Genomic DNA, 25,806 nt, shown 5'->3' with positions numbered 1-25,806 from the left:
GCCATCCACGGCAGGGTCGCCGTGCGTTCACCCGCTCCGGCCAGGGTGTGCGCCGTGCGCATCGCCCAGCTCGCCAACTTCATCGGCCCCGCCTCCGGTGGGGTGCGGACCGCCGTCTCGGCGATGGGCGAGGGGTACGTCGACGCCGGTGTCGAGCGGCTGCTGGTCGTGCCGGGGCCGGCCGATGCCGTCGAGGAGACCGCGACCGGGACGGTGGTCTCGGTCCGTGCGCCCCGGGTCGGCGGCGGCTACCGCCTCATCGTCGAGCCCTGGCGGGTCGTCGAGGCCCTCGAGCGCTTCGCGCCGACCTCGGTCGAGCTCCACGACAAGACCACGCTGCTGCCGGTGGCGAGGTGGGCACGGCGCCGAGGTGTCGCCACGGTGCTGCTCTCGCACGAGCGGCTCGGCGACATGCTGGCGATGCGCACCGGCCTCGACACCTCCGCACGGGCCCCCATCGCGCTGCTGAACCGGCTGGTGGTCCGCTCCGTCGACCGGCTCGTGGTGACGTCGGGGTACGCCGAGCGGGAGTTCCGCTCCGTCGCCGCCTCCGCCCGATGCCCTGTCACCAGGGTGCCGCTGGGCGTCGACCTCGACACCTTCCGGCCGGTCCGGCAGCCCCCACGCTCGGACGGTGTCCTGCGCCTGGTGCACGTCGGCCGGCTGTCCCGGGAGAAGTCGCCCCACCTGGCGGTCGCCACGGCCGCGGAGCTGCACGAGCGTGGGGTGCCGGTGCAGCTCGACGTCTACGGCGAGGGGCCCCACCTCGACGAGCTGCGGGCGATCGCCGGATCGGCCCCCGTGACCTTCCACGGCTTCGTGGCGGGACGAGACGCCCTGCGCGAGCGGATCGCCGCCGCGGACATCGCCCTGTCGGTCTGCCCCGGGGAGACCTTCGGGCTCGCGGTGCTCGAGGCGCTGGCCTGCGGGACTCCCGTCGTGACCGCGGACCGAGGAGGGGCCCGCGAGCTCGTGGACGTCACCTCGGGCGGCTGGGCTGCGCCGTACCCCTCGACGCTGGCGGACGCCGTCCTCGACCTCGCCGCCCGGCCGCGCGAGCACCTGCGCGTCGGGGCTCGACGTCGCGCCGAGCGGTACCCGTGGTCGGCGGCGACCGACGCGATGCTCGCCGTGCACGCGGACGCCACCGACGTCACCGGCCGGGTCCGGGTGCCGGCGTAGCGCCCGGCGGGCCGACTGGTCGCATGGAACTGCCGCTTGTCGACCGGAGTTCCGTGAGACCAGCGCCAGTTTCACCACCCGGGTGGTGAAACCGCGCCCGGTCAGCCCAGCCCCGCAGCCTCCCGGGCGAGGGACTCCACGCGGCCCCAGTCACCGGCGGCGAGGGCGTCGGGAGGGGTGAGCCAGGAGCCGCCGACGCAGCCGACGTTCGGCAGGGAGAGGTACGACGGTGCGCTGGTGGCCGTGATGCCGCCGGTCGGGCAGAAGCGGGCGGCTGCCAGCGGCGAGGCCAGCGACTTCAGGTAGGCGGCACCACCGGAGGCCTCGGCGGGGAAGAACTTCATCTCGGTGACCCCGGCCTCGAGGACCGCGAGCACCTCGGAGACCGTGGCCGTGCCGGGCAGGAACGGCAGCCCGGTGCCGAGCATCGCCTCGAGCAGGGCCGGGGTGGTGCCCGGGGAGACCAGGAAGCCGGCCCCGGCCACGGCCGCCTGCTCGGCCTGGGCGGGCGTGCAGACCGTGCCGACCCCGAGGGTGATCTCGGGGACCTCGTCCGCGATCGCGCGCACCGCGTCGAGGGCGACCGGCGTGCGCAGGGTCAGCTCGATGACCGGCAGCCCACCGGCCACCAGCGCCCGGGCCAGCGGCACCGCGTGGTCGAGGTCGTCGATGACGACCACGGGGACGACCGGGACGAGGTCGAGGATCGAGGCGGGGGTGGACTCAGACATGGGCGGGAGCCTCGCTCTGCTGCGGGGAGTGGTGGAGGGCAGGGACGGCCGGGAAGACGCCGGCGCCCTCGTCGGCGGGCCCGACGGTGGCGCGGAACGCGGCGAACAGCTCGCGTCCGGTGCCGACGAACTCGGCGGCGGTCGGCGCGGCGCCGGTCGCGGGTCGCGCGAGGACGGTCTCGGCGTCCTCGACGGTGAGCACCCCGGTCGTGCCGTCGACCGTGACGAGGTCGCCGTCGACGATCTTGGCGATCGCCCCGCCCAGCGCGGCCTCGGGCGTGACGTGGATGGCGGCCGGCACCTTGCCCGACGCCCCGGACATCCGGCCGTCGGTCACGATCGCGACCTTCTGACCGCGGTCCTGCAGCACCCCCAGCGCCGGGGTGAGCTTGTGCAGCTCGGGCATGCCGTTGGCAGCCGGCCCCTGGTAGCGGATGACGGCCACGAAGTCGCGACCGTCGAGCTCGTGGGCCGAGAACGCGGCCAGGAAGTCGGCCTGGTCGTCGAAGACCACGGCCGGGGCGGTCACCACGCGGTGCTCGGGGGTGACTGCCGAGGTCTTGATGACCGCTCGGCCCAGCGGGCCGGTCAGCACCCGCAGCCCGCCGTCGGGTGCGAACGGGTCGTCGGCAGGGCGCAGCACCTCGGGGTCGAGCGTCGCGGTCGGGCCCTCGACCCACTCGACGCCCGTCCGGCCGGAGCCGTCCTCGACCAGCCGCGGCTCCTGGGTGTAGCGGCGCAGGCCGGGCCCGGCGACGGTCAGCACGTCCTCGTGCAGCAACCCGGCGTCGAGCAGGGTGCGCACCAGGAAGGCGATGCCACCCGCGGCCTGGAAGTGGTTCACGTCGGCCGAGCCGTTGGGGTAGATCCGGCACAGCGACGGCACGACGGCTGAGAGGTCGGAGAGGTCCTGCCAGGTCAGCTCGATGCCCGCAGCGCGGGCCATCGCGACCAGGTGCATCGTGTGGTTGGTCGAGCCGCCCGAGGCCAGCAGCGCCACGCAGGCGTTGACCATCGTGCGCTCGTCGACCAGCTCGCCCATCGGCGCGCTCTGCACCCCGCGCGCCATCTCGGTCACCCGGGCGGCAGCCGCGTCGGTGAGGGCGGCACGCATCGGCGTACCGGGGTTGACGAAGGAGCTGCCCGGCAGGTGCAGGCCCATGACCTCCATCAGCAGCTGGTTGGAGTTGGCGGTGCCGTAGAAGGTGCAGGTGCCCACCGAGTGGTACGACGCGGCCTCGGCCTCGAGCAGCTCCTCGCGGGTCGCCTTGCCCTCGGCGAAGCGCTGGCGCACCCGCGCCTTCTCCTTGTTGGGCAGCCCGGACTCCATCGGCCCGGCGGGCACCAGGATCGTCGGCAGGTGCCCGAAGGACAGGGCGCCGATCACCAGGCCGGGCACGATCTTGTCGCAGACGCCGAGCAGCATCGAGCCGTCGAACATGTCGTGCGAGAGCGCGATCGCCGTCGACATCGCGATGACGTCGCGGGAGTAGAGCGAGAGCTGCATGCCCGCGCGCCCCTGCGTCACGCCGTCGCACATGGCCGGCACTCCGCCGGCGACCTGGGCGATGCCGCCGGCCCGGATGACCGCCTTCTTCAGCTGCGGCGGGTAGTCCACGAACGGCTGGTGGGCCGAGAGCATGTCGTTGTAGGAGGTGACGATCGCGAGGTTCGGCTTGACCGTCCCACGCAGTGCCTCCTTGTCGACCGGCTCGGCGGAGGCGAAGCCGTGCGCGAGGTTGGCGCAGGCCAGGCGGGTGCGGGCCGGGCCGGTCTCGGCCATCGCGCGGATCTTGTCGAGGTACGCCGCACGGTGGGCCGCGCTGCGCTCGACGACGCGCTCGGTGACGGCTGCCACCACGGGGTGCAGGGCGGTGGGGGTGCCGGAGAAGCTGCTGGGCGGGGTGCTCACTGGTCGGTCTCCTGCCAGGATCGGCCGTCGCGCTCGAGCAGCGCGGCGGCGGCGAAGGGGCCGGGGGTGCCGGCGGGGTAGCGGCGGGGGGGCTCGGGGGACTCCTCCCAGCGGTCGAGGATCGGCGCGACCCACGACCACGCGGCCTCCACCTCGTCGCGGCGCATGAACAGCGTGGGGTTGCCGCGCACGACGTCCATCAGCAGGCGCTCGTAGGCCTCGGGGCTGCGCTGGTCGAAGGTCGTGGCGTAGCTGAGGTCCAGCGAGACGGGTCGCAGCCGGATCCCGCCGGGGCCCGGCTCCTTGGCGGTGAGGTGCAGGCGCATGCCCTCGTCGGGCTGAACGCAGATGTGCAGCCGGTTGGCGCTCGCGCCGCCCTCGGCGCCGGGGAACATCGCGTGCGGGGGCTCCTTGAACACCACGACGATCTCGCTGACGCGGCGGTCCATCCGCTTGCCGGTGCGCAGGTAGAACGGCACGCCCGCCCAGCGCCAGTTCTGCACCTCGGCCTTGAGGGCCACGAAGGTCTCGGTGTCGGAGCGGTCCGCGCCGAGGTCGTCGGCGTACGACGCGGCGCGCTCACCCTCGACCAGGCCGGCGACGTACTGCCCGCGGACGGTGTCGCGGTCGACGTCGGCGGGGGTGAGCGGCTTGAGCGCCTGCAGGACCTTGAGCTTCTCGTCGCGGACGTTCTCCCGGCCGACGTACGTCGGGGGCTCCATCGCCACGAGGCACAGCAGCTGCAGCAGGTGGTTCTGCACCATGTCGCGCAGCGCGCCGGCGTGGTCGTAGTAGCCGCCGCGGGACCCGACACCCACGGTCTCGGACACCGTGATCTGCACGTGGTCGACCCACTGGGAGTTCCACAGCGGCTCGAGGAAGGTGTTGGCGAAGCGCGTGACCAGGAGGTTCTGCACGCTCTCCTTGCCCAGGTAGTGGTCGATCCGGAAGACCTGGTGCTCGGCGAAGACCGAGCCGACGGCGTCGTTGACCTCGCGGGCGGAGCCGAGGTCGTGACCGATCGGCTTCTCCATGACGACGCGGGCCCGCTCGTTGACCACGCCGATCTCGGCGAGCCGCTCGCATGTGGGACCGAAGAGCCGGGGGGCGACGGCGAGGTAGAAGACCCGGACCGCATCGTCCTCGCGGGGGCGGTCCTTGAGCAGGCCGTGCAGCAGGTGCCAGCCCTCGGCCGTGTCGGCGTCCAGGCACAGGTGGTGCAGGCGACCGAGCAGGCGCTCGACGGCCTCGGGCTCGAGCAGCGCGGGCTCCACGAACCGCTCCAGGGCCGCGCGCACCTCGGCGCGGTAGCCCTCGTCGTCGATCTCGGAGCGGGAGACACCGATGATGCGGGTGTCCTCGGGCAGGTGCCCCTCGAGGTCGCGGTGGTAGAGCGCGGGCAGCAGCTTGCGCAGCGCGAGGTCGCCGGTGCCGCCGAAGACGGTGAAGTCGCAGACCGGCGGCATGGTCGCGGAGACGTCCCCCACCGGGTGGTGGGAGGTCGAGGACGGGAGGTGCATGCGTCTACGGTCGCAGGACTTTTGGATCGATACAAGCATTCTTTCGCTAGTTTTCGACAAAAGTCTGTGGTTCACTCCCGCTCATGAGCGTCGCCGACACCTCCGCGGGCGGCCTCCTCACCCTGGTGCGCACCGGCCGGGCGAGCACCCGCGCCGACCTCGTGCGCCTCACCGGCCTCTCCCGTGGCGCCGTCACCTCCCGTCTGACGGCCCTCAGCGACGCCGGGCTGCTCCTCGAGGGTGGTGACCACGCCTCCACCGGCGGCCGGCCGGCCGGCTCGCTGCACCTGAACCCGGACGCCGCCGTGGTGCTGGCCGTGGCCGTGGGTCGCTCCCGCAGCCAGGTCGGCGTCTTCGACCTCGCCGGCCGGGAGATCGCCGGGGACACCCACGACCACGAGCCCGGCACCAGCGCCGCCGACCTGATGCCGTCGGTGGCCCGACGGCTCGGGTCCCTCGTGGCCGACCTGCGCGGGACCCGCGTGGCCGGCGTGGGCCTGAGCCTGCCCGGCAGCGTCGACCCCGCGAAGTGCTGCAGCATCGACGCCCCCGTGCTCCGCGGCTGGGACGGCGTGGACCTCTCCGCGTTCCTGCGGCCGGTGACCGAGGCGCCGGTGCACGTCGACAACGACACCGCCGCACTCACCCGCTCCGAGCTGTTCGGGCAGGTGCCGGCCGCCGAGACCATGCTGGTGGTCAAGGCCTCCACCGGCCTCGCGCTCGGGGTCGTCGCGGACGGCCGGCTCGTCGGCGAGGGCCAGGGCACCACCGGGGAGCTCGGCCACACCCGGGTCGACGTCGCCGGGGAGCTCCCCTGCCGGTGCGGGGCGACCGGCTGCCTCGAGACGGTGGCGGGCGGGTGGGCCCTGGTCGCGGCGCTCCAGGAGCAGGGGCGCACCGACGTACGCCACGTGCGCGACCTGGTCGCGACGGCCCTGGCCGGCGACCCCGTCGCGCGACGGCTGCTGCGCGGCGCCGGGCGCCAGCTCGGCGAGGTGCTGGCCGTCGCGGTGAACCTGCTGCACCCGGGTGCCGTCGTCATCGGCGGCGACATGGGCAGCGCCTTCGACCTCTACACCGCCGGCCTGCGCGAGACGCTCTACGCCCGCGCCCACCCCGGTGCGGTGCGCGACCTGCGGTTCCTGCCCGCCACCCACGGCGAGGCCGCGGGCCTGCACGGCTGCGCGGCGCTGGCCATCGACCGTGCGTTGGAGCCGCGCGCCGTCGACGAGCTGCTGCGGGGCTGAGGAGCGCGCCGACTCAGCCGCGGTCCCGCGCCCAGCTGGTGGCGTACGACGGGTCCTCGACGCCCAGTCCGCCCTCGCCGAGCTCGAGCGGGGCGAAGGTGTCCACCATGACGGCGGTCTCCTCGAAGCGCTCGGCGCCCAGCGAGGCCTCGATCGCCGAGGGCTGCGGGCCGTGGGCGTGGCCGCCGGGGTGCAGCGAGATGGAGCCGAGCCCGATCCCGGAGCCCTTGCGCGCCTCGTAGTCGCCGGCGACGTAGAACATCACCTCGTCGCTGTCGACGTTGGAGTGGTAGTAGGGCACCGGGACCGCGAGCGGGTGGTAGTCGACCTTGCGCGGCAGGAAGGCGCAGATGACGAAGTTCCAGCCCTCGAAGACCTGGTGGACCGGCGGCGGCTGGTGCACCTTGCCGGTGATGGGCATGTAGTCGTCGATGTTGAGCGTGTAGGGGTAGAGGCAGCCGTCCCAGCCGACCACGTCGAGCGGGTGGGTCGCGTAGACCATCCGGGTCCCGACGATCCCGGCCGACGTGCGGTGCTTGACCAGCACCTCGACGTCCGAGCCCTCCTGCAGCAGCGGCTCGGTGGGGCCGTGCAGGTCGCGCTCGCAGTACGGCGCGTGCTCGAGCAGCTGGCCGTACTTGGAGAGGTAGCGCTTCGGCGGCGCGACGTGGCTGCTGGCCTCGGTCGCGTAGAGCCGGCTCGGCTCGGAGGGCACCCACCGGTGGGTGGTCGCGCGCGGGATGACGACGAAGTCACCGGCGCGGTAGGGGACGGCCCCGAAGACGGTCTCGACCACGCCGGCGCCGGACTCCACGAAGACGCACTCGTCGCCGATCGCGTCGCGGTAGTAGGCGCTCGGCCCGGTGCCGGTGACGACGTAGGAGATGCGGACGTCGTGATTTGCCAGCACCACCCGCCGGCCGGTGACCGCGTCGGGGCCTGTCTCGAGGTCGTGCAGCCGGAGGTGCCGCGGGGCGAGCGGGTGGTTGGGGGTGCGCGACTGGTCGGGCAGCTCCCAGACCTCACTCGCCACGATCGCCGAGGGCACCCCGCGGTGGTAGAGCAGCGAGGAGTCGGAGGAGAAGCCCTCCTCCCCCATCAGCTCCTCGCGGTAGAGCCGGCCCTCGGGGTCGCGGTGCTGGGTGTGGCGGGTGGGCGGGACATCTCCCACACTGCGGTAGTAGGCCATCGCTCCCTCTCCGGTACGTCCGCTTATCGGACGCATCGCCTCACTATGTGACCGTTAGAGTAGCCCCGTGACCGAGGAGACGACAGTGTCCACCGAGCCGTTCACCGAACCCGTCCCCGACCCGTTCTGGGTCGGGCTCGTCGACGACGCGGCGACCTTCCCACCCGGCGACGCGCCCCTGGCCGCCGCCCTGACGACGTACGCCGACCGCGCCGGCGCGGCCGCGCGGCTGGTGCGCTCCTTCGTGGTCCACGACACCGACCTCCCGCAGGTCCCCCCGGGAACGCCGGTCTCCGTGGTGCTGACCGGGGGTGCCGGCCAGGTCCTCGGGCCGGCCCAGCTGTGCGCGCGCCGCGGACTGCCGGTCGCGGGCCTGGAGATCGCCCTGCGCGACGTCGACGACCCGGCCGGCAACGCCCGTCGGGTGGTCGCGGCCGTCGACGCCGCCCGGGGCGAGGGCGTCCTCGACGAGGACACTTCGGTCTTCGTCGAGCTGCCCGCCGGCGACCCGACGTACTCCTGGCTGGCCGCCGCCGACGAGGTCGCGGCCGCCGAGCTGCGGCTCAAGCTCCGCACCGGCGGGCTCGACCCCGACGCGTTCCCGACCCCCGAGCGGCTGGCTGCCTGGATCGACGCGGCGCTGGACCGCGAGCTGGCGTTCAAGTGCACCGCCGGGCTCCACCGCGCGCTGCCGCACGTGGACGCCGACGGCTGCACCCACCACGGCTTCCTCACGGTGCTGGCCGCCACCCGCGTCGCCTTCGACGGCGGCTCCCCCGACGACGTCGTCGCCACCCTGCGCCGCGACGACGCCACCGACCTGCTCGCCCTCGACCTCGCCGGCGCCCGGCGCTGGTTCACCTCCTTCGGCTCGTGCAGCATCGACGAGCCGCTGGCCGACCTGCGGGAGATGGTGTCGCTGTGAACGGTGTGGCGAACAGGGCCGAGAACGGGTTCGGGCTCGACCACCTGCCCTACGGCGTCTTCTCCGTCGACGGCGGCCCGCGTCGCGTCGGGGTGCGGCGTGGCGACGAGGTCCTCGACCTCGCCACCGCCACGTCCCGTCCCGAGCTGGCCGCGACGTCGCTCAACCCGCTCATGGAGCGCGGGCCGTCGACGTGGCGTCAGCTGCGCGAGCAGGTGCTCGACCTGGCGCCCGACCTGCCCGGCATCCCGCTGGCCGACGTGGTCATGCACCTGCCGTTCGAGGTCGCCGACTACGTCGACTTCTACGCCTCCGAGCACCACGCGACCAACCTCGGTCGGATGTTCCGCCCTGACTCCGAGCCGCTGCTGCCGAACTGGAAGCACCTGCCGGTCGGCTACCACGGCCGCGCCGGCACCGTCGTGCCCAGCGGCACCCCGGTCGTGCGCCCCTCCGGCCTGCGCCCGGTCGGGCCGGGCGAGCCACCCTCCTTCGGACCGACCCGGCGCCTCGACATCGAGGCCGAGCTCGGCTTCGTCGTCGGCGCCCCCTCGGCGATCGGCACCCGCGTCCCCGCGGCCGCGCTGGCCGACCACGTCTTCGGCGTGGTCGGGCTCAACGACTGGTCCGCGCGCGACGTGCAGGCCTACGAGTACGTCCCGCTCGGGCCGTTCCTCGGCAAGTCCTTCGCCACCACGATCAGCTGCTGGGTCACCCCGCTCGCCGCCCTCGACGCCGCCTGGTGCGACCTGCCGGGCCAGGACCCCGAGCCCGCTGCCTACCTCGAGCCGGGTCGCACCCGCGGCCTCGACATCGACGTGGAGGTCGAGCTCAACGGCGAGGTGGTCAGCCGCCCGACGTACTCCTCGACCTACTGGTCCCCGGCCCAGATGCTCGCCCACCTGACCGTGAACGGCGCGAGCGTGCGCACCGGCGACCTGTTCGCCAGCGGCACGATCAGCGGGCCCGAGCACGGGCAGGAGGGGTCGTTCATCGAGCTGTGGAAGGGCGAGCGCTTCCTGGAGGACGGCGACGAGGTCGTGCTGCGCTACTCCGCCCCGTCCACCTCGGGCGGCCGGCTGAGCCTCGGCGAGGTCAGCGGAAGGATCGAAGCAGCCCGCTGAGCTCAGCGGTCCCGAGCGGCTGGCGGGGCGGGGGCACCGACGCCGCCGTGGCGCGTGGCGGAGCCGGCACCAGGTCGGCGAGGCCGGGCAGGTGGGCGGTGGCGATCCGCTCCACCCGCGCACGGGCACCGCGGGTCCACAGCAGGACCGGCGCGAGGATCGCCACGATCATCGAGCCGAGCACGATCGCGTAGTAGGCGCCGTGCAGCGAGGAGTCCATCGGCGCCACCAGCCCGGCGATGACGCTCACCGCCACCAGCGCCGTCACGGCCAGCCGCGAGAGCCGCAGCGTCGCGACGAAGGGCACCACCCACAGCAGGTACCACAGGTGCACGACCGGGCTCAGCACCACGAGCCCACCCATCAGCAGCGCCGCGGTGCCGACCGCGGAGGCCCGGTCACCGGTGGGCCGACGCAGCGCCGCCCACCCGACCAGGCCGAGCGCCGCCCCCGACCCCAGGGTGCGTACGACGCCGAGCAACGTGGCCGGGGCCAGGTCGAGCCCCAGCAGGCCGGCGACCCAGTCGAGGGAGCCCCCGGCCAGCGTGGTGACCGAGAGCGGGGTGTTCACGGTGCCGGGCACGGTCAGGCCGGCGACCCAGCCGACACCGACCCCGGTGAGCAGGCCGAGCCCCACGAGCCACCCGAGGGAGACCCCGGCCACGCCGGCCAACCGGCGTACCCGGTCGGTGAGGGTGGCGGCGGCGGGGAGCCCGACGAGGGCGACGGCCACGCACACCAGCCCGCCGGGCGCCTTGACCGCGGCCGCGGTGCCGCCGAGCACCGCCCCCCAGGCCCAGCCGTGCTCGACGGCGACCACCAGCGCGGCGGCCATCAGTCCGGCCATCAGCAGGTCGTTGTGCAGCCCGCCGACGCCGTTGGCCAGCATCAGCGGGGAGGCGATGACCAGCGCGGAGGCCAGGGCCGGGTCGACGCCGGTCCAGGTGGCCAGGCGCGGCACCGCCCAGGCCAGCAGCGCGAGGCCGACCAGCGCGAGCACCCGGTGCCCGATGACCAGCATCCACGGGTTGCCGGTGAGCGCCGCGAGCTGGTCGCCGACCGCGAGCGGCACGGGGCCGTACGGCGTGATGGTGTCCATCCAGCGCGGGTCGACGGCCTGCACGACCGGGCCCCGCAGCACCGACGGACCGTGCTCGTAGGGCGAGATCCCGAGGTGGGTCATCGCCCCCTGCGCGGCGTAGGACCAGCCGTCGCGGGAGAACAGCGGCGGTGCGAGGACCAGCGGCGCGCTCCACACCAGCGTCGCGAAGCGCACGAGCCCGACCGCCTCGTCCCGGTCCCCGGTCTCCCGGCCGGCGCCGACCTCGCGGCACAGCCGCAGCCAGGCCGCGGCCAGCAGGCCGAGCCCGGTCAGGACGACCGCCAGCCCGAGCATCCGCCCCGCCTCCGCGCCCCGCAGGGCCGCGAGCGCCTCGACCTGCAGGATGGGCGCGCTGCGCGGCAGGGTGGAGACCACCAGGCCCCCGAGGAGGACCAGGGCGCTACCGAGCAGGCCACGAGACAGCACGGGGGCACCGTAGGAACCCCTCCCAGCGGCCGGGGGTCGGGCGAGCGGCGGGTCGACGGCCGCCGGGTGAACGCGGGGTGCGGGCGGTCCGCGCCCTGGGTCGGGTGCGCGGCGCCGACGGAACCTGTTCTAGATTCACCGTCATGGGCCTGCTGACTCCCCTCGCCGTGAAGATCGGATCGATCGAGTGGATGCCGAAGCTGCTGCCGCAGATCGTGTGGGTCGACACCCGCCTGCAGAAGGCCTCGCGCGGCCGGGTCAGCGTGCTCGACATCGCCGGCCTGCCGAACCTCATGCTCACCGTCGCCGGCCGCAAGAGCGGCATCCCGCGCAGCACGCCGCTGCTGTGCGTGCCCGACGGTGACACCTGGCTGATCGCGGGCTCCTACTTCGGCGGCCCGAAGATGCCGGTGTGGGTGCACAACCTGCGCGCCGCCGACACCGCGCACATCCGCTACGCGAAGGTGGAGACCGAGGTCCGCGCCGAGGAGCTCGAGGGCGAGGCGAGGGCCGCCGCGTGGCGGACGATGCTGCGCACCTGGCCCAACTACGCGAAGTACGAGGAGCGCACCGACCGGGTCATCCCGGTCTTCCGCCTGACCCGGGTCTGACGCCGGTCTGGCCCGACGGCCATCGGCCGCGCCGACCGCCGGAGGGTAAAGGATCGGGCTAGCGTGCCGTCGTGCTCCGTTCGCGTGCGCTCGCCGCCCCCCTGCTCCTGGCCGCCTGCCTGACCTTCTCCTCCTCCCCGGCCACCACCGCCAACCCGGCTCCGGCCGCCGCGGTCGCACCATCGGCACTGCTGGGACTCCCGTCCAGGGCGCCCGACCAGGACCCGCGCCCCAACGTCGTGGTCGTGATGGCCGACGACCTCCGTGTCGACGACCTGCAGTGGATGCCGCGGACCCGGCGCCTCTTCGAGCGGACCGGCATCTCCTTCGAGAACTCCTTCGCGCCCTACCCGCTGTGCTGCCCGGCGCGTGCCACCTTCCTGACCGGCCAGCACGCCCACAACCACGGGGTCTACTGGCACGAGCCGCCCTACGGCTACGGGGCCTTCGACGACTCGCGGACCGTGGCGACGTCCCTGCGCGCCGCCGGCTACCGCACGGGCTTCCTCGGCAAGTACCTCAACCGCTACGGCCTGGACCGGTCGAAGGTCAGCGGCCAGCCCTCGCACCGCTACGTGCCCCGGGGCTGGGACGAGTGGCGCGGCGCGGTGGAGAACCCCGGGGACGCCGGCTTCCACGGCGGGACCTACGTCTACACCGACATCGCCTTCAACCACGGCGGGCGGATCGACAACCGGTACCGCGGCAGGTACTCCACCGAGGTCATCGGCTCCCTCTCCGCGCAGATGGCGGGTCGGTTCGCCGACCGCCGGGCCCGCAGCGGCCGCCCGTTCTTCCTCTACGTCAACCACATCGCTCCGCACCACGGTGCCCCGCGCGACGACGACGACCCGGCCTCGTGGCGTGACAAGGACGGCTTCGAGCACGTCTTCCCGACGCCGTACGTCCCGCCGCGCCACCGCGGCCGCTTCGACGACGTGATCGACCGGGCACCCGGCATCGCTCGGACGGGGTCGCCGACCGAGGGCGACGTCTCCGACAAGCCCCGGGCGGTGCGACGCCTCCCGGCGATGACCGGCCGCGACCTCGCCGCCATGCGCGAGGCCGCCCGGCAGCGCGCGGAGTCGGCGTGGGTGATGGACAAGGAGGTGTCGCGGCTCGTCCGGCGCCTGCGCAAGGACGACGAGTGGGACCGGACCGTCCTGGTCTTCACCTCCGACAACGGGCTGCTCCAGGGTGAGCACCGGTTCCGCACCGGCAAGGTGTGGTCCTACGAGCCGTCACTGCGTGTCCCGCTGCTGGTCACCGGTCCCGGCATGCGCGGCCGCGGCGACGGCGGCCACCGCCGCTACGACCCGGTCGACACCCCCGACCTCACCGCGACGATCCTCGACCTCGCCGACGCGGAGCCACCGCGCAAGGCCGACGGCTCCTCCTTCCTGGCGTCGCTGGTGGACGGGGACGCCGGGTGGGACGTGCCAGTGCTCACCGAGGCCACCCACACCGCCGGCGGTCGCAGTGCCGCCTTCGGGAAGCGCTCCTCGATCGGCCTGCGCACGGCGCGGTGGTCGATGACGCTGTACCGCGACGGGTTCGGGGAGCTCTACGACCTCGTCGAGGACCCGTTGCAGCACCACAACCTGTGGCGCTCGAAGAAGCACCGTCAGGTGCGCACGGACCTCGAGGAGGTCTGGCGGCGGCTGCGCGACTGCTCCGGCGCCGGCTGCCAGGAGCCGGCACCGCCGGCGTACCGGGCAGACGCTTCCACCGTGGCGGCCTGGACCCGGGGATACTGGCAGGAGATCGACCGCGTCTACGGCTACCGGTGACTACGCTGACGAGGTGACGGTCCCGCTCGGTCAGTACCCCGACCCCACCCACGTCGTCGCCCACCTCAGCGACCCGCACCTGCTGGCCGCCGGGCAGCTGCAGTACGGCGTCGTCGACCCGGAGGCCGGGCTCGTCGCCGCCCTGGAGCGACTGGGCCGCGTCGACCCGCCGCCGCAGGTGCTGGTGTTCACCGGCGACCTCGCCGACAAGGCCGAGCCCGAGGCCTACGCCCGACTGCGCGAGCTGGTCGAGCCGGTCGCCGCGGCGATGGGGCCCGGGGGCGCCGAGGTGGTGTGGACGATGGGCAACCACGACGAGCGGGCGCCGTACGCCCACGGGCTCTTCGGCGCCGACGCCGACCCCGAGGCACCGCAGGACCGCGTGCACGAGGTGGACGGGCTGCGCATCGTCGCCCTCGACACCACCGTCCCCGGCTACCACCACGGCGAGCTGGCCCCCGAGCAGCTGACCTGGCTGGCCGAGGTGCTGGCCGAGCCGGCGCCGCACGGCACGATCCTGGCGATGCACCACCCGCCGATCCCGGTGCCGATGCTCCCCCCGGCCCAGATCATCGAGCTCTACGACCAGCACCTGCTCGCGGAGGTGCTGGTCGGCACCGACGTCCGGGCGATCCTCGGCGGGCACTTCCACTTCACCAGCCACAGCCTCTTCGCCGGCATCCCGGTCTCTGTCGCCTCGGCGACCTGCTACGCCTCCGACCTCACGCCCGCGGACCGCTACCTCGCCGCGGCTGACGGCCACCAGGCAGTCAACATGGTCCACGTCTACGACGACCGTGTCGTGCACACCGTCGTGCCGGTCACCGACGCCCCCGAGATCGACGGCTACCCGCTCTCGGTCGCCCCCCAGGTGCTGGCGCTGACCGCCGAGGACCGCCGCGAGCTGCTGTCGAAGAAGGGCGTGGACCTCGGCGCGCTGGTGCAGTCGCTGGGGCTGGAGGCCTAGCGACCGGGCCTGCCGAGAGGTCGCTCGCGCACGGCTCGGCCCGGGGACGGGTCAGCGCGGGCGGGACACCGACAGGTAGCCGGTCACCAGTGCGACCAGCTCCTCGACCAGCCGCTCGCGCGGCACGGGCGGGGAGTCGAGCACCCACCGCACCGCGAGGTTCTCCAGGGCCAGCACCAGCACCCACGCGCTCACGGCCGGGTCGGTCGCGGTCGAGGCGCCGGGCCGGACGGCCAGCCAGGTCGCGGTCAGCTCGCGGACCCGCCGCTCCAGCGCCGTACGGCGCTCCTTGTGCTGTGCCAGCGGGAGCTCCTCGCTCACCACGCGCAGCAGCTCGGGGTCGGCCTCGAGCGCGGAGAGCAGCGCCTCGACCGTCGCGCGGACCATGCCGATCCCGCCCGGCTCGCCCACGCGGTCGGCCAACGACGCCGCGACCCGCTCGGCGGTCTCGTCGGACCAGCCCTCGATGACCGCGGCCACGATGGCAGCCTTGTCGGGGAAGTACTGGTAGACCGACCCCGGGCTCACCCCGGCCCGGGTCGCGATCCGGTTGGTCGAGCAGGCGTCGTACCCCTCCTCGGCGAGCACCGCCCGCCCGGCCGCGACGATCCGCTCGACCATCTCCCGGGAGCGACGCTGCTGGGGCTGCTTCCTCATGGACGCGAATTGTAGGCGAGTGATCGCTCGCGTCAGGGTCGGTCCATGACGAGTGCTCCCTCGCGACCGGCCTCCCCCGTCCCGGTGCCACCGGCGGACCCGCCCTTGCCCACCCGCTACCGCGAGGGCGAGGCGCGGGCCGCGAGGATGGGCACGCTGCTGAAGCGGATCGCCGGCGTCGAGTCCGTCGACGAGGAGCAGATGCTGCGGATCGGCGCGGCACTGAGGCGGCGCGACGAGCTCGGGGCGAGCCTGGCGGAGGCGATCCGGACGCGAGCGGGCGAGCCTGGGCGGGTGTCGATGTCGGACCTGGACACCGCCCTGCGCCACGGACTCGGCGCGGTGAGCGGCCCGGCACCCGCGCTGGTCGACTTCATGACGGCCGTCGAGCAGGTGCCCGACTGGGTGGACTGGGACCTCGTCGAGGCAGGTGCCCGCGCCTACCGCCGCTTCGGCCGCGCTGCCGCCGACGTCGGGCTCCAGCTCTCGCTGCTCGGCGGCTACCGCTTCGGCGGGCCGACCGACCTGCTGGTGCAGACGGGCGCCCTCACCGGCGGGCAGTCGCGACGACGACTCGGGGAGACCCAGCGCTGGGTGACGTCACTGACGCAGCCGGGCGGCATGCGCCCGTACGCCGAGGGGTGGCGACTGACGCTGCACGTGCGCGCCATGCACGCGCTGGTCAACCACGGCTTCGAGCCGCGCTGGGACGTCGACCGCTGGGGCCTGCCGATCAACCAGGCCGACCAGGCCTCGACACTGGGCCTCTTCGACGGGGTCGTCCTCATCGGCGTACGCGCCCTCGGGGTGCCGGTCACCCCCTACGAGTCACGCGCCGTCATGCACCTGTGGCGCTACGTCGGCTGGCTGATGGGCGTCGACGAGGAGTTCCTCGTCGAGACCGAGCGCGAGCGGCACCGGCTCAACTACCACGTGCTGATCAGCCAGGGCCCGCTCACCGAGGCCGGCGGCCTCTTGACCCGGTCGGCCGTCGACGCCCAGCTCGAGCTGGACTTCCGCCGGTGGGGACCCTTGGCGCCGCTGCGCGCCCGGTACGAGCGGGAGCGGCTGCTCTCCATGCTCACGGTGTTCCTCGGGCCGACCAGCATGAAGGAGCTCGGCCTGCCGCTGCGCCCGCCGTGGGCGCACCCGCTGGCCATCGCCGGGCACACCCTGCGCCACCAGGTGCTGCGCCGCCTGCCCGGCGGTCGCCGCGTGCTCGAGCGCTGGGGCGACCGCGTCGTCGCCGACCTGATGGTCCGCTACTTCGGCGACGACGCCCCCGAGGTCGCCGCCCTCCACTGAGCCCCTCCTCCACGCCGAGCCGGCGTATCAATACGCCGACTCGACCCGCCCAGCCCGCCGAACCGGCGTATCAATACGCCGGCTCGGCGGGAGGTGAGCGAGGACGGGTTCAGGCGGTACGCCGGCGCCGCGCACCGACCCGGTGCAGCAGGAGCCCGCCGACCGCGGCGGGGACCAGGAGCACCAGGCTGGCCGACCGGCCGGAGCCCTCGACCCGGGCGGAGGCCTTGGGCTTGAGGTTCTTCGGCTTGAGCGGCTTGACGTCGCCGATGGTGCTGCCGTCGTACCGGAACACGTCGAAGCCGCGGACCAGGTCGTTGCTGTAGCCGAAGAACGAGCCGTCACGCTTGATCTTGTTGGTCTTGAAGGACCACGAGTCGCTGTCGGGCAGCGTGTAGTAGCCGACCTCGGTCATGCCGACACCGTCACCGAAGGCGATCGCGAGCGGGTTGGCCAGCGGGTCAGCGGCGGCGTCGGCGAGGCCGGAGAGGTCGATGACGCGCACGCCCTGGGCGTACCAGGCGATGGTCATCAGCTTCTGGCGCGGGTAGATCCGCAGCACGTGAGAGGTGCAGGTCGAGCCGTCCTGGAGCGAGAAGGCCGGGGCGAACCAGGCACCGATCTTGGCCGGCGCGGTCTCGAGGTCTCCGGTGATGTCGTAGAGGTGCAGGCCACCGCCGGGGCACTCGACCGAGGCGGCCGCACCGGCACGCTCGTCGGTCACGACGAGCACGGTGCGCTCGACGCCGTCGGAGTCCTTCATGGTGATCGGGTCGGCCTGGTGGGCCACGTTGACGGCCGGGTCGATGATCTGGCCGATGATCTCGGGGTCGGCCGGGTCGGTGGTGTCCAGCACCAGCGTCTGCGACAGCGCGGCGGAGTAGGCGCGGGTGCCGTCGGCACTGAAGGTGATGTCGTGGGACTCCGAGCCCAGCGACGTCGGGACGAACGGGATCCCGAAGTCCTGGACGAAGCGCGGCTTGGTGGGCGCGCTGATGTCGTAGATCGTGATGAACGGCGAGACGCCGGCGGTGAGCAGGTCGGAGTTGGAGTTGTAGAGGTACTTCCCGCTCGGGTGGATCGTCATGTTGTGCGAGCCGGCACCGACGGGCAGGAAGCTCACGCTCTGCGGCTTCTTCGGCTTGGTGAGGTCGACGATGACCGTGCCGGCGTCGTCGGCGGCGAGGTCGAGGTCGCGACCACAGCGCGAGGCGGCGCCGGCCGCGCCGACGGTCCCGTCGGCGGTGTAGCTGGCCAGCACGCGGCCGCGGCGGGTCCAGACCTGGATGTCGCCCTGGGAGATCGCGCAGTCGTAGACCGCGACCCGCTTGGGCTTGCGCGGCCTGGTGATGTCGATGATCTGCAGTCCCTCGCGCAGGGTGCCGGCCAGGGCGTACTCCTTCTTGCCCAGCCGCATGAACTCGATGTCCGAGCCGTTCTGCGCCTCGCCGGAGTCGTTGTACTGCAGGTTGGCGACGAACTCCATCGCCTGGCCCTCCCCCTCGGTCTCCACCTGGGCACCGCGGGTGTTGGTCGGCAGGTCGCCGGCCTGGTGGGCGGAGACGGCGGGGGCCGCCAGCACGGGGGCGACGGCGGCGAGGCCGAGGGCGAGCAGGGCCCGCAGGGCGGGGTGTCCGGCGCGAGACATGGATGGTCCTTCGCTCAGGGGAGTCGGGGTTGCAGCCTCAACGGACCATCCGCACCTGGGGTTACGGGACCGTCCGGGTCGTACGGGACCCCGTAACACCGAATTAATTCCATTTGGTAGCAATCTGAAATCCCACGTTCCTAGGTTTCACGGCACACCACGCACAGCCCCACCCGCACCCCCACCGAGAGGTCTGCCGTGTTCACCACCCGTACCCGCGGTCGCGCTGCCGGAGGCGCAGCGCTCGCCGTCCTCACCGCACTCAGCCTGGCTGCCTGCGGCAACAAGTCCGACGACGGCGTCAGCGCCGCCGAGAGCTGCGTCGACACCTCCGGCGACACCATCAAGCTCGGGTTCCTCAACTCGACCTCGGGCGCGATGTCGATCAGCGAGCAGACCGTCCGCGACTCCCTCGGCCTGGCCATGGAGGAGATCAACGCCGACGGCGGCATCCTCGGCAAGCAGATCGAGGCCGTCGAGGAGGACGGGGCCAGCGACCCCGCGATCTTCGCCGAGAAGATCGAGAAGCTGCTGACCGGTGACTGCGTCGCGGCGGTCTTCGGTGGCTGGACCTCCGCGTCGCGCAAGGCGATGCTCCCGGTCGTCGAGGCCAACAACGGCCTGCTGTTCTACCCGGTGCAGTACGAGGGCCTCGAGGCCTCGGAGAACATCTACTACTCCGGCGCCACGACCAACCAGCAGATCATTCCCGCGATGGACTTCCTGGCCTCCGAGGGCGTGGAGACGCTCTTCCTCGCCGGGTCGGACTACGTCTTCCCGCGCACGGCCAACAAGATCATCAAGCAGTACGCCGCCGAGCTGGGCATCGAGATCGTCGGCGAGGAGTACGTCCCGCTCGACGACGACGACTGGACCACGCAGGTAGCCAAGATCGTGAAGGCGAAGCCTGACTTCGTGTTCAACACGATCAACGGCTCGTCCAACGTCGGATTCATCAAGGCCTACTACGAGCAGGGCCTCTCCGCGGAGACCTCCCCGATCATCTCGGTCTCGATCGCCGAGGAGGAGGCGCCGGCCATGGGCCACAGCGTCACCGGCCAGTACGCCGCGTGGAACTACTTCCAGTCCGTCGAGAGCCCGGAGAACTCCGCCTTCATCGACGCCTTCCAGGCCAAGTACGGCGCCAGCCGCCCGACCTCGGACCCGATGGAGGCCGCCTACACCTCCCTGTATCTCTACAAGGCGATCGTCGAGAAGGCCGATTCCTTCGCGGTCGACGATGTCAACGCCGCCTCGGACGGGGTCAGCTTCGACGCCCCCGAGGGCACGGTCACGATCGACGGCGAGAACCACCACATCGCCAAGACCGCGCTGATCGGCCAGATCAACGAGGACAACCAGTTCGACGTCGTCTGGTCCTCCGGGTCGCCGATCGAGCCCGACCCGTTCCTGGAGGGCTACTCCTGGTGGGACCCGAGCGCGGAGTGATCCCCGCCTGACCCCCGCCCCACCCGGTCCGGGGCCACCGCCGACGCGGTGGCCCCGGCCCCGGCCCCGACCAGCCAGCCCCCCGGATGTCACTCGGATCGAAAGGCCCCCGTGGACGCCTTCACCACCCCGCTGCTCGCCGGCACCGCGACCGGCGCGCTCCTGCTCATCGCCGCCCTCGGCCTGACCCTCACGTTCGGCCAGATGGGGGTCATCAACATGGCCCACGGCGAGTTCCTGATGATCGGCGCCTACACCGCCTACGTCACCCAGCAGGTCGTCACGAACATCGACCTCTCCATCCTGGTCGCTCTGCCGGTCGCGTTCGTCGTCGCGGGACTGATGGGCCTGCTGCTCGAGGTCTGCGTCATCTCCTTCATGTACCGAAGGCCGTTGGACACGCTGCTGGTCACCGTCGGCGTCAGCCTGGTCCTCCAGCAGCTGGCCAAGGACGTCTTCGGGGCCCAGGGTGACCCGGTCCGCGTCCCCGACTGGCTCGTCGGCACGATCCCGGTCTTCGGCTACAACTGGCCCTACCGCCAGATCTTCACCATCGTGCTGGCGCTGGCCTCGCTGGGCGCCCTCGCCGCCCTGCTGAAGTACACCTCCTTCGGCCGCCGCATCCGTGCCACGGTGCAGAACCGCGACCTGGCCGAGACGATGGGCATCTCGACCCGGGCGACGGACCGGATCACCTTCTTCATCGGCTCCGGCCTCGCGGGCATCGGCGGGGTAGCGGTGTCGCTGATCTCCGGCACCAACCCGAGCCTGGGCAAGACCTACATCATCTCGGCGTTCCTCGTCGTGGTCGCCGGCGGGCTCGGGCAGCTCAAGGGCACCGTCATCGCCGCCTTCACCGTCGGCATCGCCACGGCATTCTTCGCCGACTGGACGAGTGCGGCGATGGCGCAGGTGGCCACCTTCGCGCTGGTGGTGGTCTTCCTCCAGCTGCGCCCCCAAGGGCTCTTCACCGTGCGGACGAGAGGTCTGGCATGAGCACCACCGTCGGTCCGAGCAGGGCCGCGAGCCTGCTGCGGGCCTACTCCCCCCTCCTCGCGATCGCGGTGCTGGCGGTGCTGCTGCTGGTCGTCGCACCGGCGACGCTGAGCGCCTTCCGCCTCAACAGCCTGGGCAAGTACATCTGCTGGGCCATCGCCGCCGTCGGCATCGGCCTGGCCTGGGGCCGCGGCGGCATGCTCGTCATGGGACAGGGCGTCTTCTTCGGCCTCGGCGGCTACGCGATGGCGATGCACCTCAAGCTCGAGGCGGCCGGCCCCGAAGGCATCCCCGACTTCATGATCCTGTACGGCGACGGCACGATGCCCGGGTTCTGGGAGCCGTTCCGCAGCGGCCCGTTCACCCTGGTGGCGATCGTGGTCCTGCCCGCACTCGCCGCGACGGCGCTCGGCTGGCTGATCTTCAAGAGGCGGGTCAAGGGCGCCTACTTTGCGATCCTCACCCAGGCCCTGGCCGTGGTGTTCGCGACGCTGCTGATCGCCACCATCCAGGAGACCGGCGGCTTCAACGGGCTCAACCAGTTCACCCTCTTCTTCGGCTACAACCTCTACGACCCGGTCAACAAGCAGATGGTCTACTCCATCGCCGCCGGGCTGCTGATCGGCTGCCTCGTGATCGTCTGGCAGCTCTACCGCAGCCGCTTCGGGGAGCTGCTCGTCGCGACCCGCGACGCCGAGGAGCGGGTCCGCTTCCTGGGCCACGACCCGGCCAACATCAAGCTGGTCGCCTTCGTCATCGCTGCGGTGATGGCCAGCATCGGCGGCGCGATGTTCGCCCCGATCGCCGGCATCATCTCCCCCTCCGACGTCGACGCCACCGCCTCGATCTTCCTCATCGCCGGCGTCGCGCTGGGCGGCCGGGCGCTGCTGCTCGGCCCCGCCCTGGGGGCCCTGACGGTCGGCTTCGGACGCACCTACCTCTCCGAGCAGTTCCCCACCCAGTGGACCTACTTCCTGGGCCTGCTCTTCGTCCTGGTCATCCTGCTGCTGCCCCGCGGCGTGGGGGACCTGCCGCGGCTGGTCCGCGCACGGTTCGGGAGGAGCGCGGCATGAGCGTGCAGACCCACCGGCCCGACGAGCTCGGGCACGACTACCTCGAGATCCGCGGCCTCACCGTCGACTTCGACGGCTTCAAGGCCATCGACGGAGTGGACCTGACCCTGCTGCAGGGACGACTGCACTTCCTCATCGGACCCAACGGCGCGGGCAAGACCACCCTGGTCGACGCGGTCACCGGCCTGGTCCAGGGCACCGGACGGGCGAGCTACCGCAACCAGGACCTGCTCTCGATGAAGTCCCACCGCATCGTGCGCGCCGGGGTCGGGCGTACCTTCCAGACCGCCACGGTCTTCGAGGAGCTCAGCGTCCTGCAGAACCTCGACATCGCCGGCGGCATCCACCGCAGCCCCTGGGGCATGCTGCGCGCGCGACGGGGCGTGCCGGCGTACGTCGAGGAGGCCCTGGCCACCATCGGCCTCTCCCACCTGCGCGACCGGCCCGCGGGCGTGCTGGCGCACGGGCAGAAGCAGTGGCTGGAGATAGGCATGCTGCTCGTGCAGGACGCGAAGGTGATGCTGCTCGACGAGCCGGTGGCGGGCATGAGCGCCGAGGAGCGCGAGCAGACCGGCGAGCTACTGCGCCGCATCGGCCACGAGCGCACGATCGTCGTGATCGAGCACGACATGGACTTCGTGCGCAGCTTCGCCGACGTCGTCACCGTCATGCACGGCGGCACCGTGCTCGCCGAGGGCGACGTCGCCACCATCCAGGCCGACCCCCGGGTCCAGGAGGTCTACCTGGGGCACCAGGGCGCCGAGCACCCGGACCCGGGGACGACCGACGAGACGACCGGGGAGGACCAGCGTGCTTGAGCTGCGAGGGGTCACCGCCGGCTACGGCCGGACCAGGGTGCTCGAGGACGTGGACGTCGTGGTCGAACAGGGCGGCGCCGCCGCGATCATGGGCCACAACGGCGCCGGCAAGACCACCCTGCTGCGCGTGGCGGTCGGCCTGCTCCCGGTCATGAAGGGGCGGGTGCTGCTCGACGGGCAGGACGTGACGAGGCTGCGACCGAGCGCGCGCGTGCGACGCGGCCTGGGCTACGTCCCCCAGGGCCAGCTGTCGTTCCCGCAGATGACCACCCTGGAGAACCTCCAGCTCGTCACCACCGAGAAGGCGGCCATCGACGAGGTGCTCGACACCTTCCCGGCGCTGCGGGGGCTGCTCCCGCGCCGGGCCGGGCTGCTCTCCGGGGGGCAGCGCCAGCAGCTCTCGATCGCCCGCACCCTGCTGACCCGGCCGAGGATGCTCATCCTCGACGAGCCCACCGAGGGCATCCAGCCCAACGTCGTCGCCGAGATCGAGTCGGTCATCACCGACCTCACCCGGCGCGGGGACCTGTCGGTGCTGCTGGTCGAGCAGCACGTCGGCTTCGCGCTACGGGCCACGCAGAGCTACTACGTGCTCGAGTCCGGGCGGATCACCAGCAGCGGCGAGGGCGGCCCCGGCGCCGTGGACGCGGTCCGCGCGGCGATGGCCGTCTGAGGAGGACACGGTGCACCTGACCCCCTCGGAGACCGAGAAGCTCCTGCTCGCCGTGGCCGGGATGGTCGCGCGCGACCGACGCGAGCGCGGCGTGCGGCTCAATTACCCCGAGACCGTTGCGTTGCTCTCGACCTGGGTGGTCGAGGAGGCGCGCGCCGGTGCCTCGGTGAGCGACCTGATGGAGCGCGGCCGCGAGGTGCTGACCCGCGACGAGGTGATGCGGGGGGTGCCGGAGATGGTCCGTGACGTGCAGGTCGAGGCCACCTTCCCCGACGGCCGCAAGCTCGTCACCCTTCACCACCCGATCGCATGACCCGACCACACGACCCGGCGCCTGGCCAGCACCGACGCACCAGCCATGCAACAGCAGCACCAGCCGAGCGACGTACGGAGGAGCCATGAGCGGCAGCAGCAGCGAGGGACCGGGCGCGGTGCGCGTCCGGTCGGGCACCATCGAGCTCAACGGTGACCGTGGCCCGGAGGAGCGACTGGTGCTGGTGGTGACCAACACCGGTGACCGTCCGGTGCAGATCGGCTCGCACGTGCACCTCGCCGACGTCAACGACGCCCTCGCCCTGGACCGCGAGGCCGCCCGCGGCTTCCGCCTCGACGTGCCCTCGGGCACCTCCCAGCGATTCGAGCCGGGCGCCTCGCGCGAGGTAGCGGCCGTCGCCCTGAAGGGCGCACGGCAGGTGCCGGGCATCCGCGTCCGCGCGGGCGGCCAAGGCACGGACGGCGGGGCGGCCTGATGGTCGAGATCTCCCGGGCGCAGTACGCAGCGCTGTACGGCCCCACCGTCGGCGACCAGGTGCGCCTGGGCGACACCGACTTGTGGATCGAGGTCGAGCGGGACCTCACCGTCGGCGGCGAGGAGGCGGTCTTCGGCGGCGGCAAGTCGATCCGCGAGTCGATGGCCCAGTCGGTGCGCACCTCGGCCGAGGGTGCCCTGGACACGGTCGTCACCAACGCGATCGTGCTGGACCACGGCGGGGTCGTCGTCGCCGACGTCGGCGTCCGCGGCGGACGCATCGTCGCCCTGGGGCGGGCCGGCAACCCCGACGTCGCCGACGGCGTGCACCCCGACCTGGTCATCGGTCCCGGAACCGACGTGGTCTCCGGGGAGGGCCGGATCCTGACGGCCGGGGCGATCGACTCCCACGTGCACCTCATCTCCCGCTCGCAGCTGGTCGAGGCGCTGGCCACCGGCATCACCACGGTCGTCGGCGGCGGCACCGGGCCGTCCGAGGGCTCGAAGGCCACGACGGTCACACCGGGCGCCTGGCACCTCGGCACCGTGCACCGGGCGCTGGACACCGTGCCGGTCAACCTGCTGCTGCTGGCCAAGGGCAACACCGTCAGCACCGGTGGCCTGCGTGAGCAGGCCCTGGCCGGGGCGGCCGGGTTCAAGGTCCACGAGGACTGGGGCTCGACGCCGGCGGCGATCGACGCGGCCCTTCGGGCAGCCGACGAGTTCGGCCTGCAGGTTGCCCTGCACTCGGACTCGCTCAACGAGATCGGCTACGTCGACTCGACCATCGGTGCCATCGCCGGCCGCTCGATCCACGCCTTCCACACCGAGGGGGCCGGCGGTGGTCACGCCCCCGACATCCTCACCGTCGCCTCCCTGTCCCACGTGATCCCCGGGTCGACCAACCCGACGCTGCCGCACACCGTCAACACCGTCGCCGAGCACCTCGACATGCTGATGGTCTGCCACCACCTCAATCCGGCGGTGCCCGAGGACCTCGCCTTCGCCGAGTCCCGTATCCGCGCGACGACGATCGCGGCCGAGGACCTGCTGCACGACCTCGGCGCCCTGTCGATCACCTCCTCCGACGCCCAGGCGATGGGCCGGATCGGTGAGGTGGTCTGCCGCACCTGGCAGGTGGCTCACGTGATGAAGAACCGCTTCGGCCGGCACGGCGACCTGACCGAAGGACCGGCCGACAACGCCCGCGCCACGAGGTACGTCGCCAAATACACGATCAACCCCGCGGTGGCCCACGGCATCGACCACGAGGTCGGCTCGGTGGAGCCCGGCAAGATGGCCGACCTGGTGCTGTGGGACCCCCGCTTCTTCGGCATCCGCCCCGACGTCGTGATGAAGTCCGGCGCGCTGGTCTGGGGCGCCCTCGGTGACCCCAACGCCTCCATCCCCACGCCCCAGCCGGTGCTGATGCGCCCGACGCTGGTCGACGACGGGAGCCCGCACGCGGTCACCTTCGTCTCCCCCGCCGCGTTGGACGACGGCGTGGAGGAGCGTCTCGGGCTGAGGCGCTCGCTCGCGCCCGTGCGGCCGACACGGGAGGTCGGCAAGGCGCAGATGGTCAACAACACCTACCTGCCCCGCATCGACATCGACCCGGAGACCTTCGCCATCGACGTCGACGGCGAGCGGGTCGAGTCCGCGCCCGCGACCGAACTGCCGCTCGCGCAGCTCTACTGCCTGTTCTGAGCGCCG

The 25,806-nt window shown here is 72.7% G+C and carries 23 protein-coding genes; 16 read left to right on the top strand and 7 right to left on the bottom strand.

Annotation, left to right across the window (positions count from 1 at the left end):
• Nucleotides 1–54 precede the first annotated feature (54 nt).
• On the top strand, nucleotides 55–1,182 hold the full coding sequence (locus BKA05_RS20155; protein WP_179529829.1) for a glycosyltransferase: 1,128 nt from the start codon (nucleotides 55–57) through the stop codon (nucleotides 1,180–1,182).
• Between the two features lie 101 nt (nucleotides 1,183–1,283).
• On the opposite strand, the gene eda is transcribed toward BKA05_RS20155, so the two are convergent.
• From eda to zwf, 3 genes are read right to left on the bottom strand one after another with little or no spacing between them, the layout of a single operon-like run.
• A complete protein-coding gene (gene eda, locus BKA05_RS01435) occupies nucleotides 1,284–1,913 on the bottom strand; it encodes a bifunctional 4-hydroxy-2-oxoglutarate aldolase/2-dehydro-3-deoxy-phosphogluconate aldolase (RefSeq protein WP_179529828.1) in 630 nt (209 codons plus the stop codon).
• Nucleotides 1,906–3,825 (bottom strand): phosphogluconate dehydratase, encoded by a 1,920-nt coding sequence (edd, locus tag BKA05_RS01430; RefSeq protein ID WP_179529827.1) that lies wholly within the window; start codon nucleotides 3,823–3,825, stop codon nucleotides 1,906–1,908. The genes eda and edd overlap by 8 nt, the downstream gene beginning before the upstream one ends.
• Entirely contained in the window at nucleotides 3,822–5,345 is a 1,524-nt protein-coding gene (zwf, locus tag BKA05_RS01425; protein ID WP_246289736.1) for a glucose-6-phosphate dehydrogenase, read from the bottom strand. Before zwf ends, edd begins: the two co-directional genes overlap by 4 nt.
• A gap of 83 nt (nucleotides 5,346–5,428) precedes the next feature.
• On the opposite strand from zwf, the gene BKA05_RS01420 reads away from it, so the two are divergent.
• Nucleotides 5,429–6,592, top strand: a complete 1,164-nt coding sequence (locus BKA05_RS01420; RefSeq protein ID WP_179529826.1) for an ROK family protein — start codon at nucleotides 5,429–5,431, stop codon at nucleotides 6,590–6,592.
• Between the two features lie 13 nt (nucleotides 6,593–6,605).
• Here BKA05_RS01420 and BKA05_RS01415 read toward each other — a convergent pair whose 3' ends face one another.
• Nucleotides 6,606–7,817 carry a homogentisate 1,2-dioxygenase gene (locus BKA05_RS01415; protein WP_425489678.1) on the bottom strand — a complete coding sequence of 404 codons (1,212 nt, stop codon included), beginning with the start codon at nucleotides 7,815–7,817 and terminating at the stop codon, nucleotides 6,606–6,608.
• A gap of 31 nt (nucleotides 7,818–7,848) precedes the next feature.
• Here BKA05_RS01415 and BKA05_RS01410 point away from each other — a divergent pair, with 31 nt between their 5' ends.
• A complete protein-coding gene (locus BKA05_RS01410; protein ID WP_218842208.1) occupies nucleotides 7,849–8,706 on the top strand; it encodes a hypothetical protein in 858 nt (285 codons plus the stop codon).
• On the top strand, nucleotides 8,703–9,830 hold the full coding sequence (locus BKA05_RS01405) for a fumarylacetoacetate hydrolase family protein (RefSeq protein ID WP_179529825.1): 1,128 nt from the start codon (nucleotides 8,703–8,705) through the stop codon (nucleotides 9,828–9,830). Before BKA05_RS01410 ends, BKA05_RS01405 begins: the two co-directional genes overlap by 4 nt.
• Here the strand turns inward: BKA05_RS01405 and mptB are convergent.
• Nucleotides 9,802–11,358 (bottom strand): polyprenol phosphomannose-dependent alpha 1,6 mannosyltransferase MptB, encoded by a 1,557-nt coding sequence (gene mptB, locus BKA05_RS01400; protein WP_179529824.1) that lies wholly within the window; start codon nucleotides 11,356–11,358, stop codon nucleotides 9,802–9,804. The two genes, BKA05_RS01405 and mptB, sit on opposite strands and share 29 nt — an antisense overlap.
• A gap of 143 nt (nucleotides 11,359–11,501) precedes the next feature.
• Here mptB and BKA05_RS01395 point away from each other — a divergent pair, with 143 nt between their 5' ends.
• The 3 genes from BKA05_RS01395 (at nucleotide 11,502) to BKA05_RS01385 (ending at nucleotide 14,726) form a co-directional block, all read left to right on the top strand.
• Complete coding sequence (locus BKA05_RS01395; RefSeq protein ID WP_179529823.1) at nucleotides 11,502–11,969, top strand: nitroreductase family deazaflavin-dependent oxidoreductase; 468 nt, start codon at nucleotides 11,502–11,504, stop codon at nucleotides 11,967–11,969.
• A gap of 71 nt (nucleotides 11,970–12,040) precedes the next feature.
• Entirely contained in the window at nucleotides 12,041–13,759 is a 1,719-nt protein-coding gene (locus BKA05_RS01390) for a sulfatase-like hydrolase/transferase (protein WP_179529822.1), read from the top strand.
• A gap of 13 nt (nucleotides 13,760–13,772) precedes the next feature.
• Complete coding sequence (locus tag BKA05_RS01385) at nucleotides 13,773–14,726, top strand: metallophosphoesterase (protein WP_179529821.1); 954 nt, start codon at nucleotides 13,773–13,775, stop codon at nucleotides 14,724–14,726.
• Nucleotides 14,727–14,777: 51 nt separating this feature from the next.
• Here the strand turns inward: BKA05_RS01385 and BKA05_RS01380 are convergent, their stop codons facing one another.
• Nucleotides 14,778–15,383 (bottom strand): TetR/AcrR family transcriptional regulator, encoded by a 606-nt coding sequence (locus BKA05_RS01380; RefSeq protein ID WP_218842206.1) that lies wholly within the window; start codon nucleotides 15,381–15,383, stop codon nucleotides 14,778–14,780.
• 45 nt (nucleotides 15,384–15,428) lie between these two features.
• Between BKA05_RS01380 and BKA05_RS01375 the strand changes: the two genes are divergently transcribed.
• Nucleotides 15,429–16,688, top strand: a complete 1,260-nt coding sequence (locus BKA05_RS01375) for an oxygenase MpaB family protein (RefSeq protein WP_179529820.1) — start codon at nucleotides 15,429–15,431, stop codon at nucleotides 16,686–16,688.
• Nucleotides 16,689–16,797: 109 nt separating this feature from the next.
• Here the strand turns inward: BKA05_RS01375 and BKA05_RS01370 are convergent, their stop codons facing one another.
• Nucleotides 16,798–18,336, bottom strand: a complete 1,539-nt coding sequence (locus tag BKA05_RS01370; RefSeq protein ID WP_179529819.1) for an LVIVD repeat-containing protein — start codon at nucleotides 18,334–18,336, stop codon at nucleotides 16,798–16,800.
• 198 nt (nucleotides 18,337–18,534) lie between these two features.
• On the opposite strand from BKA05_RS01370, the gene urtA reads away from it, so the two are divergent.
• The 8 genes from urtA to BKA05_RS01330 all read left to right on the top strand — a co-directional run bounded on the left by urtA (nucleotide 18,535) and on the right by BKA05_RS01330 (nucleotide 25,800).
• Nucleotides 18,535–19,785, top strand: coding sequence for an urea ABC transporter substrate-binding protein (urtA, locus tag BKA05_RS01365; RefSeq protein ID WP_179529818.1), 1,251 nt, complete (start codon nucleotides 18,535–18,537; stop codon nucleotides 19,783–19,785).
• 111 nt (nucleotides 19,786–19,896) lie between these two features.
• Nucleotides 19,897–20,781: an urea ABC transporter permease subunit UrtB gene (urtB, locus tag BKA05_RS01360; protein ID WP_179529817.1), complete on the top strand. Its 885-nt coding sequence runs from the start codon at nucleotides 19,897–19,899 to the stop codon at nucleotides 20,779–20,781.
• On the top strand, nucleotides 20,778–21,854 hold the full coding sequence (urtC, locus tag BKA05_RS01355) for an urea ABC transporter permease subunit UrtC (protein ID WP_179529816.1): 1,077 nt from the start codon (nucleotides 20,778–20,780) through the stop codon (nucleotides 21,852–21,854). Before urtB ends, urtC begins: the two co-directional genes overlap by 4 nt.
• Nucleotides 21,851–22,672 (top strand): urea ABC transporter ATP-binding protein UrtD, encoded by an 822-nt coding sequence (urtD, locus tag BKA05_RS01350; RefSeq protein ID WP_179529815.1) that lies wholly within the window; start codon nucleotides 21,851–21,853, stop codon nucleotides 22,670–22,672. The genes urtC and urtD overlap by 4 nt, the downstream gene beginning before the upstream one ends.
• Entirely contained in the window at nucleotides 22,665–23,345 is a 681-nt protein-coding gene (locus BKA05_RS01345) for an ATP-binding cassette domain-containing protein (RefSeq protein WP_179529814.1), read from the top strand. Before urtD ends, BKA05_RS01345 begins: the two co-directional genes overlap by 8 nt.
• Before the next feature lie 10 nt (nucleotides 23,346–23,355).
• Nucleotides 23,356–23,658: an urease subunit gamma gene (locus BKA05_RS01340; RefSeq protein ID WP_179529813.1), complete on the top strand. Its 303-nt coding sequence runs from the start codon at nucleotides 23,356–23,358 to the stop codon at nucleotides 23,656–23,658.
• Nucleotides 23,659–23,743: 85 nt separating this feature from the next.
• A complete protein-coding gene (gene ureB, locus BKA05_RS01335; protein WP_179529812.1) occupies nucleotides 23,744–24,094 on the top strand; it encodes an urease subunit beta in 351 nt (116 codons plus the stop codon).
• On the top strand, nucleotides 24,094–25,800 hold the full coding sequence (locus BKA05_RS01330) for an urease subunit alpha (RefSeq protein ID WP_179529811.1): 1,707 nt from the start codon (nucleotides 24,094–24,096) through the stop codon (nucleotides 25,798–25,800). The genes ureB and BKA05_RS01330 overlap by 1 nt, the downstream gene beginning before the upstream one ends.
• Nucleotides 25,801–25,806: the final 6 nt, after the last annotated feature.

Origin of the sequence: Nocardioides marinus (assembly GCF_013408145.1) — a bacterium.
Classification (GTDB): domain Bacteria; phylum Actinomycetota; class Actinomycetes; order Propionibacteriales; family Nocardioidaceae; genus Nocardioides; species Nocardioides marinus.
This window is presented reverse-complemented; position numbering and strand designations above follow the sequence as displayed.